This window comes from Paraburkholderia nodosa (genome assembly GCF_001718195.1).
Lineage (GTDB): Bacteria > Pseudomonadota > Gammaproteobacteria > Burkholderiales > Burkholderiaceae > Paraburkholderia > Paraburkholderia nodosa_A.
Map to the genome: position 1 here is coordinate 147738 of NZ_MCNV01000005.1, position 12787 is coordinate 160524.

General features: G+C 61.3%; 11 protein-coding genes. 8 read left to right on the plus strand and 3 right to left on the minus strand.

Features of this window, described 5'->3' with window-relative positions:
- Positions 1–72: 72 nt before the first annotated feature.
- The 8 genes from BFD71_RS11795 to BFD71_RS11830 all read left to right on the plus strand — a co-directional run bounded on the left by BFD71_RS11795 (position 73) and on the right by BFD71_RS11830 (position 10132).
- Complete coding sequence (locus BFD71_RS11795; RefSeq protein WP_069263827.1) at positions 73–954, plus strand: glycine betaine ABC transporter substrate-binding protein; 882 nt, start codon at positions 73–75, stop codon at positions 952–954.
- Positions 955–1051: 97 nt separating this feature from the next.
- Positions 1052–2347, plus strand: a complete 1296-nt coding sequence (gene glyA, locus BFD71_RS11800; RefSeq protein ID WP_069263829.1) for a serine hydroxymethyltransferase — start codon at positions 1052–1054, stop codon at positions 2345–2347.
- A gap of 74 nt (positions 2348–2421) precedes the next feature.
- A complete protein-coding gene (locus BFD71_RS11805) occupies positions 2422–3309 on the plus strand; it encodes a dihydrodipicolinate synthase family protein (RefSeq protein ID WP_069263831.1) in 888 nt (295 codons plus the stop codon).
- A gap of 9 nt (positions 3310–3318) precedes the next feature.
- Positions 3319–4650: an NAD(P)/FAD-dependent oxidoreductase gene (locus tag BFD71_RS11810; RefSeq protein WP_069263835.1), complete on the plus strand. Its 1332-nt coding sequence runs from the start codon at positions 3319–3321 to the stop codon at positions 4648–4650.
- 17 nt (positions 4651–4667) lie between these two features.
- Entirely contained in the window at positions 4668–6161 is a 1494-nt protein-coding gene (locus BFD71_RS11815; RefSeq protein WP_069263837.1) for an aldehyde dehydrogenase, read from the plus strand.
- A 389-nt stretch (positions 6162–6550) separates the two neighbouring features.
- Positions 6551–7552 (plus strand): LysR substrate-binding domain-containing protein, encoded by a 1002-nt coding sequence (locus BFD71_RS11820; protein ID WP_069263839.1) that lies wholly within the window; start codon positions 6551–6553, stop codon positions 7550–7552.
- A 76-nt stretch (positions 7553–7628) separates the two neighbouring features.
- Complete coding sequence (locus tag BFD71_RS11825) at positions 7629–8744, plus strand: GlxA family transcriptional regulator (protein WP_083245201.1); 1116 nt, start codon at positions 7629–7631, stop codon at positions 8742–8744.
- 236 nt (positions 8745–8980) lie between these two features.
- Positions 8981–10132, plus strand: a complete 1152-nt coding sequence (locus tag BFD71_RS11830; protein ID WP_069263840.1) for a porin — start codon at positions 8981–8983, stop codon at positions 10130–10132.
- An 83-nt stretch (positions 10133–10215) separates the two neighbouring features.
- Here BFD71_RS11830 and BFD71_RS11835 read toward each other — a convergent pair whose 3' ends face one another.
- From BFD71_RS11835 to BFD71_RS11845, 3 genes are all read right to left on the minus strand, one after another.
- Positions 10216–11448, minus strand: a complete 1233-nt coding sequence (locus BFD71_RS11835; protein WP_069263842.1) for a M24 family metallopeptidase — start codon at positions 11446–11448, stop codon at positions 10216–10218.
- A gap of 197 nt (positions 11449–11645) precedes the next feature.
- A complete protein-coding gene (gene fghA / locus BFD71_RS11840) occupies positions 11646–12476 on the minus strand; it encodes an S-formylglutathione hydrolase (protein ID WP_069263844.1) in 831 nt (276 codons plus the stop codon).
- A 7-nt stretch (positions 12477–12483) separates the two neighbouring features.
- Positions 12484–12774, minus strand: coding sequence for a hypothetical protein (locus BFD71_RS11845; protein WP_069263846.1), 291 nt, complete (start codon positions 12772–12774; stop codon positions 12484–12486).
- Between the last annotated feature and the right edge of the window lie 13 nt (positions 12775–12787).

The following is a 12787-nucleotide window of genomic DNA, read 5'->3' on the forward strand; positions in this document are numbered from 1 at the left end:
ATGCCTGCCTGACATCAAAGGCGGGTCATCCGTGACGAATGAGTAGTTTCAATATAAATCCGGAGTACTAACATGATTAGCGATACTTTCAAATCACTCGTGACGAAGCTGGCGCTATCGACGGTCGTCGCCATGAGTGTCGGCGTCGGGTCTGCGGTAGCGGCGGAGCCGATCAAGCTGGCGATCACCGACTGGGCCGACGTTCTCGCCACGGCCAACGTCGCCAAGTACGTGCTCGAAGCGAAACTGAATCAGCCGGTCAAGTTCGTCAATGCGGACATCGGCATTCAGTTCCAGGGCGTGGCACGCGGCGACCTCGACATCATGGTGGGCGGCTGGCTACCGGTGACGCACGCTGTGTACTACGCGAAGTACAAGAACGATCTGGATGATGTCGGCGTCATTTACACGGGCGGCCGAAACGGCTGGGCCGTGCCCGCCTACGTGCCGGAGTCGGAAGTGTCGTCGATTTCGGACCTGAACAAGCCGGACGTCAAAAGCAAGCTCGACGGCACGATCCAGGGCATTGGTCCGGGCTCGGGCCTCATGCAGGCCTCCCAGAAGTCGGTTCAGGCCTACGACCTGAATGGCTACAACCTGCAGTCGTCGAGCGAAGCCGGGATGCTCGCTGCCGTGTCGCGTGCGTATCAAACGAAGCAGTGGGTCGTGGCCACGGTCTGGAGCCCGCACTGGCTCTGGCAGAAATGGCAGATGCGCTACCTGAAGGACCCCAAGGGCACGCTGGGCGGCGAAGAACAGGTCCACGCGTTCGCATCCAAACAGTTCGCCACCAGGTTTCCCCGCGCCGACGTGTTCTTCAAGCATTTCAAGCTGACGCTGGCTGATGTCGAAGCCATCGAACTCGAAGGCAACAGCACGAACGACTATGCGACCGCCGCGAAGAAGTTCGTCGACGCGCACCCGGACAAGCTGAATGCCTGGCTGCAGCAGTAACCACCAGGTTCGTATTCACGGGGGCAGGAAAGGCCCGCTGCCCCGAGTTCATGTACTAGCAGGGCCTGCTTGACACGATTACTTCCTGGAGTGACCTGTGAGCGAATACTCGTGCTTCTTTTCTGAAACGCTCCAGAGCCGTGACCCGGTCATCGCATCGGAGATCGCGCTCGAATTGCGCCGGCAACAAACGCAGATCGAATTGATCGCTTCCGAGAACATTGTTTCGGCGGCGGTGATGGAAGCGCAAGGGACGGTGCTGACCAACAAGTATGCCGAGGGCTATCCGTCGAAGCGCTATTACGGCGGCTGCGAGCATGTGGACCGCATCGAGGCGCTCGCGATCGACCGCGTGAAGGCCCTGTTCGACGCCGAATATGCCAACGTGCAGCCGCATTCCGGCGCGCAGGCAAACGGCGCAGTCATGCTCGCGCTGGTCAAGCCGGGCGACACGGTGATGGGCATGTCGCTGGACGCCGGCGGCCACCTCACGCATGGCGCGCGGCCAGCGCTTTCCGGCAAGTGGTTCAATGCCGTGCAGTATGGCGTGAGCCCGCAGACTTGTCGCATCGACTACGACGCCGTGCGGCGGCTCGCGCAGGAGCACCGGCCAAAGCTCATTATCGCGGGCTATTCGGCCTATCCGCGCGCGCTCGACTTTGCGGCTTTCCGTGAAATCGCGGATAGCGTCGGGGCCCTGCTGATGGTCGATATGGCGCATATCGCCGGCATCGTCGCGGCCGGCCGCCATGCAAATCCGATCAAGTACGCGGACGTCGTGACGTCGACCACGCACAAAACGCTGCGCGGCCCGCGTGGCGGCTTCATCCTGACCAACAACGGCGACCTCGCCAGGAAGATCAATTCCGCCGTGTTCCCCGGCTTGCAGGGCGGTCCGCTCATGCATGTCATCGCGGGCAAGGCGGTGGCGTTCGGCGAAGCGTTGCGTCCTGAGTTCGCGGGCTATATCGACCGCGTGCTGCGCAATGCCGAGGCGCTCGGCAACGTGCTGCAATCGGGCGGGCTCTCGCTCGTCACGGGCGGCACCGATAACCATCTGCTGCTCGTCGATCTTCGTTCCAAACGCATTACGGGCACGCAGGCTGAAAAAGCCCTCGAGCGCGCGGGCATCACTTGCAACAAGAACGGCATTCCGTTTGATACGGAAAACCCGACAGTGACTTCCGGCATCCGGCTTGGCACGCCGGCCGGTACGACGCGCGGATTCGGCACGGCTCAATTCGAGCAGATTGGCGAAATGATTCTCGAAGTGCTGGCGGGCGTCGAGCGCGAGCCGGGCGGCGACGACCACGTCGAGCGCGCCGTGCGCAGCCGCGTACGGGATCTGTGCAACCAGTATCCGATTTATTCGCACGCCGACGCGCTGGCATAAGCCCAGGCACTCAGCGCGCAAATGCAGTGAAGACCCGTTTATCTGTTTGAAGACTACTGAACAAAGGAATCGAAATGAGCTTCGAGGGCGTACATACTCCGCTGGTCACACCGTTCAAGGAAGACGGTGAAATCGACCATGCGTTGCTCGGCAAGCATGCAGCGAATCTCGCAGGCCGCGTATCGGGACTCGGGATCGGCGGCACCACCGGCGAATACTACGCGTTGAGCTTCGAGGAACGCGTCAAGACCTTCAACACCGTTGCCGAGGCGGCGGGTGGAAAAACCTATCTGACCGCGGGCATCAACGCGACCACGACGAAGGAAGTGATTCGACTGGGTCTCGAAGCGAAGCGTGCAGGTCTGTCGTCGCTGCTGGTGGCCGCGCCGTACTACGCGCAGCCCACGCAGGAAGAACTGCTCAGCCACATGCTGAAGGTCGACGACGCGCTCGACATGCCGATCATGCTGTACAACTTTCCGGCCCGCACGGGCACGGAGATCAGCGATGGCGTGCTGGCAACGCTGCTCGAGCGCCCGAACTTTATCGCCATGAAGGAGAGCACCGGCGATATTTCGCATCTGCATCATCTCGTCACGCACTTCAAGGACCGGCTGGTGCTCAGCTGCGGCATGGACGACCAGGCCCTCGAATTTTTCGCGTGGGGCGCGAAGAGCTGGGTAGGCGGCGCCTCCAACTTCCTGCCGGAAGCACACACGGCGCTGTTCGATGCGTGCGTCAAACAGAACGATTTCGTTCTGGGCCGCAAACTGATGACGCAATTGCTGCCGGTGCTCGAACTGCTCGAGCGCAGCGGCAAATTCATTCAGTACGTGCGCTACGGTTGCGAACTGGTGGGGCTGCCGGTTGGTGTGGCGCGTGCACCGCTCGGCTCGCTCACGCAAGAGGAGCGCAGCGCGTTTGCGCAGCTTGTGCAACCGCTTATTCGCAACGCCCAGTAATAACCGAAAATGGTCTCGAACCTGGAATTCGCGCGGTTTCCTGCGCCAGATGGCGTCAACGGCTGGTGGGAGAGTCTCCCGCCGGCGGGGCCTGCCAGAAGCGTGTCGTCGGAGCATCGATACGATTGGGTCGTTGTGGGCGGCGGCATCACCGGGCTTTGCGCGGCTCGCCGGCTTGCCGAACTGGCGCCCGATGCATCGATCGCGCTAGTCGAGGCCGATCGCATCGGGCGCGCGACGGCCGGCCGTAATTCCGGATTCTTCGTCGATTTGCCGCACGACATCAGCAGTGAAAGCTATTCGCGCAGCGTGGCAGAGGACAAGGCCGACGTGCGGTTCCAGCGGCACGGCATCGACTACGTGCGCTCGATCGTACGGCAACACAATATCGATTGCGATTGGCGCGACGAGGGGAAATTCCACGCCTCGGTCAACAAGAAGGGGCTCGACGCGCTTTTGCACTTTGCGCGGGGTCTGACGCGCATCGACGAAGCTTTTGAATGGCTCGATCAGGCAGCCATCCGCAAGGTAACGGGCACGGACTTCTATCAGGGGGCGCTATTTACGCCGGGCTGCAGCACGGTGCAGCCTGCGGCGCTCATGCGCGGCCTCGCGGCCACGCAGCCGGAGAACGTCACGGTATTCGAGCTGAGCGCAGTCACCGAAATCGAGCATCGCGGCAACGAGAAAGTCCTGCATTTCGCCAAGGGAAAGATCGTCGCCAAACAGGTGATTCTCTGCACGAACGCTTATGCTGCGACGTTCGGCATCCACCCCAATGGCTTGCTGCCCGTCTACACCTTTGCATCGATGACGCGCGTCATGAATGCGGGCGAGGTCGAGAAGCTGGGCGGAACGCGGTCGTGGGCGCTGATCCCGGCTGACCCCATGGGCACGACCGTGCGCCGTCTTGCCACGGACCGTATTTGCGTGCGTAACCATTTTGCGTTCAGGCCGGGACTGCAGGTGTCCGAAGCCGATCTCGCGAAGGCGAAAACGCTGCATCAGCGCTCGTTCGACCGCCGATTCCCCATGCTCGAGGGCGTCGAGCTCGAGTACACGTGGGGCGGTCCACTGTGTCTCTCCGCGAACAACGGCGCGCTGTTCGGCCGCCGCGACGATGGCATTCTCGAAGCGGTGGGCTGCAACGGGCTCGGGCTGAGCCGAGGATCGTCGTCGGGCAAGCTGATTGCCGAATACGCGCTTGGCCAAAGCAGCGAGCTTGTCCATCAGCTTCTGAATCAACCCCACCCGCGTTCTCTGCCGGTTCGGCCCATCGTGGACATGGCCGTGTCGGCGACGATCTGGGCAAAGGAAATGTCGGCGGGCGCCGAGCTTTAATCAACCAAGGACACGAGATGACGACGCATCAGGAATGGAAGCAGAAAGCCGCGGAGCTGGCACTCGACGGCCGGGCACTCATCGCCGGAGAGCGGTGTGATTCGGCAGCGGGAGAATCCTTCGCTACGCTCAATCCGGCATCGGGCAAGGTGCTTGCGGAAGTGGCGAAATGCGGTGAAAAGGATGTGGATCACGCGGTCGCCGCTGCCCGCAATGCATTCGAAACTGGCGTATGGTCAAGGGCCGCGCCGGCCCATCGCAAGGCGGTGCTGCTTCGCCTCGCGCAACTGATCGACGAGCATGTGGACGAGCTGGCGCTTCTCGAAGCGCTGGAGGCGGGCAAGCCGATCAGCGAATGCCTCGCGCTGGATATTCCCGAGTCGGCAGCCTGCATTCGTTGGCATGCCGAATTGACTGACAAGCGTTACGACGCGCTCTCGCCTTCGGGCGCGGATGTCGTCAGCATGATCACGCGTGAGCCGATTGGCGTGGTGGGCGCGGTCCTGCCCTGGAATTTCCCCGCGCTGATGCTGGCCTGGAAGATCGGTCCCGCTTTGTCGGTTGGCAATAGCGTGGTCGTGAAGCCTGCGGAGCAAACGTCGCTCTCGACTCTGCGCATCGCGGATCTCGCGCTCGAGGCCGGCGTGCCCGCGGGCGTGTTCAGCGTCGTCACGGGTTTCGGCGATAGCGCGGGGCAGGCGCTGGGCCGCCATCCCGATGTCGACCTCGTCGCGTTCACGGGCTCGACCGCGACCGGAAAGCGCTTTTTGCACTATTCCGCGGATACCAACCTCAAGCGTGTGGTGCTCGAATGCGGCGGCAAGAATCCGCAGGTGATTTTTCCCGATGTCGCGAATCTCGATGCGGTCGCCGAACAGGCCGTCGCCGCCGCGTTCTGGAATATGGGAGAGAACTGCAGCGCCGGTTCGCGCATTCTCGTTCCATCGAGCAATCGGGCGGAACTGATCGAGAAAGTTCAGGCTGTTCTCGCGCGCTGGAGGACGGGTGACCCGCTCGACCCGGACACCAAGCTCGGCGCGCTGATCGAGCAAAAGCACTACGAGAAGGTGCTGACGCACATCGAGAAAGCGAAGGAGCAGGGCGCACGCGTGGTTTGCGGCGGACGTGCCGTGCTGACCGAGACCGGCGGATGGTTCGTCGAGCCGACGATCTTCGATCAGGTCACGCCGGATATGGCCATCGCGCGCGAAGAAGTGTTCGGGCCGGTCGTGTGTTTTATCGAATACGAGGACGTGGAAGACGCCATTCGCATCGCGAACGACACCTGCTATGGACTGGCGGCTTCGTTGTGGACCGATAACGTGAACAGTGCGCATAAGGTTGCGGCGCGGATCCGTGCGGGCACGGTCACGGTAAACTGCTTCGGCGAGGGGGACCTCTCGACGCCATTCGGCGGCTTCAAGCAATCGGGCTTCGGCGGCCGCGACAAGTCGGTCTACGCACACGACCAGTATTGCGAGCTGAAGACGACCTGGTTGAAACTCGCCTGAACTGGCAGCGGTAACGCGCGCGAGCGGGCCGTCAGGCCCCGCTCGCCTTCCGTGGCGCGCTTGCGCCACAGCTGAACAGGACTTGCATGCTAATGCGCATCGGATTCGTTGGAACGGGTGCAATCACAAAGGCCGTGGTGACCGGGCTGCTGCGCTCGGGCCTGTCATTCGAGCGGATCACACTTTTCTCCGCGCGGCGAACAAACGGCTGGCGAACTGGCGGCACCACAGTAGAAGGGCGATGCTGCATCATTTATAAGACCCATATTATGGAACGCCTCACTTGCCACGGGGCAAACGGACTCGCACACTATTCTCATCCGGATCCCTTTATCGTTCGTGGCGAGCTTGAATGCGCCATGCGAGCACCCGTTTAAAGAGCGCAAGCCATGTTAAAGAAGCAGCTATTCGCAGACAGACTCCTCGCCCAGATGCCGTCGCTCCGTGCTCTCCGTTGCTTCGTGACGGCGGCGAGATACGAAAGCTTTACCCAGGCGGCGGAGGTCCTCTGCGTGACGCAGGCCGCAATCAGCAGACAAATCAAGGAGCTCGAAGACTCGCTCGATGTCGCGCTGTTCGAGCGCACCGGGAGGCATATCGCGTTGACCGACGCAGGACGAATTCTGTACAACGCGTCGTACCTCTCGATCATGAATATCGCCGAAGCGGCGGAGGCGGTGCGGCGCACGGATCGGCACGCATTGACGATTTGCGTCTCGCATACGTTTTCGGCCCTCTGGTTGTCGCAGCGCCTCCCGGCGTTTCGTGCGCGCTTTCCGGATATCCGGCTGCACGTAATGGTCACCGAGCACTTCATGGAGCTGGACGAACTCATGGAGCCCGACATCATCATCACGAAGAATCCGCCGCGTGAGCCGGAGTATGAGGTCGAGCCGCTGTTTCATGATGTCGTTTATCCGGTTTGCAGCCCGACGTTTTACGACCGGTATTTTCGCGGCAAGAAACTCAAGCCGCTCGACCTGCTTTCCGAACCCACGTTGAATCTCTCGTTGCTCGGGCGCGCCCAGGTGTGCGAACACGTGGATTGGCGAGTGTGGCGCAACTGGTTCCAGCAGGGCGACGGCACGGACATGCTGGCTGAAAACCGCAACCTTGAGAGCAACGACTACCGGCTTCTCGTCGCGCAGGCGGAAGCCGGCGAAGGGACGCTGCTGGGCTGGCATCATCTGCTCCATCTTCAGGTCGAGCAGGGACGCCTGATACGGCCTGTTCCGGATGCGCTTGTCTTTAGAGACCGCTACCACTATCTGATTACGCACCGGAATGCGCGGCCTCGCACCGAGTATCTGCAGTTTCGGAACTGGCTCAGCGAAGAAGCCGGTGCGATGATGCGCGACTGGCTCGATGCCGGTGTTGCGGTCACCGGCTAATTATCACAGGCTAATCAACGGGCAACGGATTTCGACCGTATCGATTGTCTGGAATGCATTGACAGAGGCGGTCCTCATGGTTCACCACGCGATTGACAGCGAAGCCACGGCGGCGAGGCGGCTGCGTTTCGGGATCGTGCTATTGCCCAACTTCACGTTGACCGCGTTCTCCGGCTTCGTCGATTTGCTCAGGCTCGCCAGCGACGAAGGCGACATGAGCCGGCCGGTGCGGTGCGCATGGACCATCGTCGGAGAAAACCTCGTTCCGGTTCGCGCCAGTTGCGGAATCCAGATCACACCGTGGACGACCTTCGATGCGGACGAGGCGTTCGACTATGTCGTGATCGTAGGCGGGCTGCTGCATTCGGGACCGCCGGCCAGCGACGCAACGCTCTCCTTCATTCGCGCGATGGCCGAAACGCCGGCCACGCTCGTGGGACTCTGTACGGGGGCGTTCGCACTCGCCCGGGCCGGCGTGATGAACGGCTATCGAATTTGCGTGAGCTGGTTCCACTACTGGGATTTCGTCGAGCGTTTTCCGCAAGCCGATGAGCGCGACCTCGTTGCGGACCGGCTCTTCGTGATCGACAGAAGGCGCATTACGTGTTCCGGCGGCCGTGCGTCGATCGACGTGGCCGCGGCGATTCTGCTGCGCCATGTCGAGGCCACGATCGTGCGCAAGGCGCTGCGTATTCTGCTCGTGGACGACGCGCAGAAAGGCAACGCGCCGCAACCGCATCCTCCGGGCCTCGCGCCTGCCACGCATCCCAAGGTCAGGCGCGCGATTCTGCTAATGGAGCAACACGTTGGCCAGCCGCTGAGTCTGCCGGACCTGGCGCACAGGCTCGATGTTTCGGTGCGCCAGCTCGAACGCCTTTTCACGACGGAAACCGGCAAATCGCCGGGCGCGTACGCGAGGCAGATCCGCATACGCATGGCGTCATGGCTGTTGACGAGTTCGGACCGCACGGTTGCGGATATCGCGTCGTCATGCGGCTTTTCCGACGCCTCGCATCTCGGCCGTGAGTTTCGCAAGGAATTTGGCGAGTCGCCCAACGAATATCGCACGACGCGGCTGCCGAACGCTCATGAGGCGCTGCTGGGCACGCCGGAGCCGGATACCCCGTTGCCTGAGGAATATGTCGAGGCACCGGCTCGGCAACTGCAAGGTGAATCGAATAGATTGCGGTAGCAGTGCCGAGAGATCACTTAATTTAAAGTCATCCGAAAAGGAAAATAAATCACGTTGAAAGCCTGCGGCGTTGCTTCAATACTCCGCGCACCGGTTCCTCGTCGTGCCATAGATTGATGACAATGAAAGGAGACAACCACAGACAATAATACTTAGGTAAGCTACATATTTAATCAATCAGAAAACGTACATACGATCATTCGTTCTCGAATGACAACCAGGTTTGGAGAACTTCGATGAAAGGACGCAGTGTAATCGCGGCATCGATATTGGCGGCATTTGCCGCTCCCGCGATGGCTCAAAGCTCGGTAACGCTCTATGGCGTGATCGACGAAGGCTTCGACTTCACCAACAATGCAGGCGGCAGCAAGCTGTATGAACTGCAGAGCGGCTATGTTCAAGGCAGCCGTTGGGGCATGAAGGGCGCGGAGGATCTCGGCGGTGGTCTGAAAGCCGTGTTCCAGCTTGAAAACGGCTTCAACGTCAATAACGGGAAACTCGGGCAGGGCGGCTTGATGTTTGGCCGGCAGGCCTTTGTTGGCGTGGCGAGCGACACGTATGGTACGGTCACCCTGGGGCGCCAGTACGACTCGTTGGTCGATTTTCTCGCACAGACTACGGCGAATGGAAACTGGGCCGGCTATCTCTTTTCGCACCCGTATGACAACGACAACACGGACAACACGTTTCGCGTGAACAACACGGCGAAATATACGAGCCCGTCGCTCGCAGGTTTCCAGTTCGGCGGCACGTATAGCTTCAGCAACGACACGAATTTTGCCAACAACCGACAGTACAGCGTCGGCGCCCAGTACACGAACGGTTCGCTTTTGATCGCGGCGTCATATCTGCAGGCCAACAACCCATCTTCGACGGCCACTGGCGCGATCAACAACGGCGGCGACGAAAACTTCCTGGCGCAACGCCTGCGTATCTTCGGCGCGGGGATCAACGATACGATCGGTTCGGCAACGCTGGGCTTTGCATACACGAACACCGACGTCACCCAACCGGTCAGCAACGGCTATATTGGCGCGATCACGCCTCCCGCCGGATCGAATCTGTCGTCGCTGCGCTTCCAGAACTTCGAAGTGAACGGGAAATATCAGTTCACCCCGGCCTTCTTCGTGGGTGCGATGTACACCTACACGCGCGCGGATTTCAATGCGACCACCGGCAAGCTGCATCCGAACTATCAGACCATCGGTCTGATGGCGGACTACAATCTGTCGAAGCGCACGGATCTCTATCTGCAGGGTGCGTATCAGCACGTTGGCGGCGACAAGACCCAAACGGTGCTCGACGTCGCTTATGTTCCGGGTGCCGCGGACGTTTCGTCTAACTCGAATCAGCTCGTGATTCGCGCTGCAATCCGTCAAAAGTTCTAATCACCCGCGCAATCGCGGACGGCGTGCTAGCGGGCACGCCGTAACGAGCGCGAAGTGCGTCCCTGAACGCCGCACGCCACATGTCACAGCCAGTCAGTCTCGAAGGCGCAACCGGTCAAAGAGGCGCAGCCGTTCTCGGTGAGCACGACTTGCTGCTCGAGCTTGACGCCCTGCGTACCGCCTTCCGCACCGATATAGCTCTCGATGCACACCGTCATGCCCACTTCGAAGCGACCGTCGTAGCCCGCGCTGTCCCAATCGACCTGGTGGGCAATCGAAGGATATTCGTCGACCATGCCGATACCGTGGGCAAGGCAGCAGTAACGGTTCTTGACGAACGGCTCCGGAATCTTCCACGCCTTTTCCGAGAACTCTCGAAACGTCATGCCCGGCTGAAGAAGCTCCATATTGAAATGGACCTGTGCAAACGCATACTCGTAGAGCTTGCGCTGCTCGTCAGAAGGACGGCCGTCACCAACGAGCCACGTACGGGAGATGTCCGAACAGTAGCCGTTCGGTCCCACCATATCCGTGTCGAAGACCAGCAGGTCGCCTTTCTGTAGAACGCGCGACGAACATTCGTGCATCCACGGGTTCGTGCGGTCGCCGGAAGCGAGAAGCCGGGTCTCGATCCACTCGCCGCCGTGCCGGATATTTTCGTAATGGAGATACGCCCACAGGTCGTTCTCGGTCATGCCGGGGCGAAGCTCGCGTTTCATGCGCCCGATGCTCGCCTCGCAGGTGCGCAACGATTCGCCGATCAACACGAGTTCACTGGACGACTTGATCAATCGCGCCGTTTCCATCAGGGCTTGTCCGTCGAGCAGCGAGATGCCGTGCTTTTCCAGGTAGGCTGCGCCGAACGGATCGAGCCGGTCGACTGCCAGCACATGTTCGCCGGGTGCGTGCTGGCGCAATACGTCGACGATCTCGGCACCCCAGACCTGCGCGCGGCGCTCCGCCTCGTGGCCCGCGTTGAAGAATGTCCAGCTGAGCGCGCCGCGCAATTCCACATCGAGGTCCAGCCCGTCCCAGACATGCTCGCTGCTGTGAAATTCCCAGGCGACGACATGACCGTCTGCGAAGACCATGACGTAACGCGCGGGATTGCGGCCGGCCCATACCTGCATGTTGGAAGTGTCGGTCGCGTAGCGAATGTTCACCGGGTCATAGAGCAGGATGGCGGGCACGTTGTGCTTGCGTAATTGCTCCTGCACGCGCGCGAGCCGCCAGGCCCGGACGTCACGCAAGATCGCGTCTTTGCGGGTCGGTTCGATCGTGCTGCGTGTCGCATCCAAAAGCGGGGCGCTCGTCATCCTCTTTCTCCTGGCCTGGCATTGATAGCGTGTTGCCTTTGAGTATTGGAGGATGGGGTGTACAGCGTCAATGCGCTTTATTTTCCTGGCCGCATGACTTTGGGTTATACGTAGCGGCGGCCTCGGCGCCTTGCCTTTGGATGACCATAGAGAACGCGCCCGTCCGCCGAAACCAGCGAACGGGCGCGCGGCACGTTTCAAGCCAGCGCTTTGGCGTGAAAGGCCATATGCTCGCCGATAAAGCTGGCGATGAAGTAATAGCTATGGTCGTAGCCTTCACGAACGTTGAGCGTCAACGGTTGTCCCGCCTTTGCGCAGGCAGCCTGCAGCAATTCCGGCCGTAGCTGCGCATTGAGGAATTCGTCGCCGCCGCCTTGTTCGACGAGTAGCGGCAAGCGTTCGCGCGCGCTGCCGACCAACGCCACGGCGTCATACTGGTTCCACGCCTCGCGGTCATCGCCGAGGTAGGCGGTGAGCGCTTTTTCGCCCCACGGCACCTGGCTCGGCGCGACGATCGGCGAGAATGCGGATACGCTGCGATAGCGGCCCGGATTGCGCAGTGCAACCACCAGCGCGCCGTGCCCGCCCATCGAATGCCCGCTGATCGAGCGCGCCTCGCTCGCCGCAAAACCCGCCTCGACGAGGGCGGACAATTCGGAGACCACGTAGTCGTACATGCGGAAATGCTTCGCCCACGGTTCCCGCGTGGCGTTCACGTAGAAGCCCGCGCCCTGGCCGAGATCGTAGTCGGGCGAATCGGGCACATCGCTGCCACGCGGACTGGTATCCGGCGCGACGACGATGATCCCGTGCTCCGCCGCGTAGCGTTGCACGCCCGCCTTGGTGATGAAATTCTGTTCCGTGCAGGTCAGGCCCGAAAGCCAGTACAACACGGGACATTTCTGCCCGTGTATGGCAGCCTCGGGCAGATAGATGCCAAACTTCATGTCGCCGCCAACGGTGGAAGAGGCGTGCTTCCAGACCTCCTGGCTGCCGCCGTGGCTGACGTGTCGTTCAATGCGCTCCATAAGCGTTTCAGGCCTCCCGGTAAGTGCCTTTGGCTTTCGCAGCCTGAGTGGAGAGAATGTCCATGAGCGCGGGGCGCAGACAACCGTACGGCTCGAGGCCCTTGTCGCGCAGCGTCTGGCGCACGTCGGCCATGGCCGAAGGCGGTGTGCCGCTCTCGATGATCGAGGACACGAAGGCTGCGAAGCCGGGGCCGTCCCAGCCCGCGTCTTTCGACGGGCAGCGCAGCGTGCCGCCCGCGAAGCTTTCGGCGCCTTTCTGGATGCCGCGGTCAACCGTGGGGTGAATGGCCGGGGCCATGGTCTGTCTCCTT

What these genes read in the sequence shown, in the direction of transcription:
- BFD71_RS11820 (WP_069263839.1), top strand. Translation starts at nt 6,551, where the DNA reads ATGTTAAAGAAGCAGCTATTCGCAGACAGACTCCTCGCCCAGATGCCG.
- BFD71_RS11810 (WP_069263835.1), top strand. Translation starts at nt 3,319, where the DNA reads ATGGTCTCGAACCTGGAATTCGCGCGGTTTCCTGCGCCAGATGGCGTC.
- BFD71_RS11830 (WP_069263840.1), top strand. Translation starts at nt 8,981, where the DNA reads ATGAAAGGACGCAGTGTAATCGCGGCATCGATATTGGCGGCATTTGCC.
- BFD71_RS11815 (WP_069263837.1), top strand. Translation starts at nt 4,668, where the DNA reads ATGACGACGCATCAGGAATGGAAGCAGAAAGCCGCGGAGCTGGCACTC.
- BFD71_RS11805 (WP_069263831.1), top strand. Translation starts at nt 2,422, where the DNA reads ATGAGCTTCGAGGGCGTACATACTCCGCTGGTCACACCGTTCAAGGAA.
- BFD71_RS11795 (WP_069263827.1), top strand. Translation starts at nt 73, where the DNA reads ATGATTAGCGATACTTTCAAATCACTCGTGACGAAGCTGGCGCTATCG.
- BFD71_RS11845 (WP_069263846.1), bottom strand. Translation starts at nt 12,774, where the DNA reads ATGGCCCCGGCCATTCACCCCACGGTTGACCGCGGCATCCAGAAAGGC.
- BFD71_RS11825 (WP_083245201.1), top strand. Translation starts at nt 7,629, where the DNA reads ATGGTTCACCACGCGATTGACAGCGAAGCCACGGCGGCGAGGCGGCTG.
- BFD71_RS11835 (WP_069263842.1), bottom strand. Translation starts at nt 11,448, where the DNA reads ATGACGAGCGCCCCGCTTTTGGATGCGACACGCAGCACGATCGAACCG.
- fghA (WP_069263844.1), bottom strand. Translation starts at nt 12,476, where the DNA reads ATGGAGCGCATTGAACGACACGTCAGCCACGGCGGCAGCCAGGAGGTC.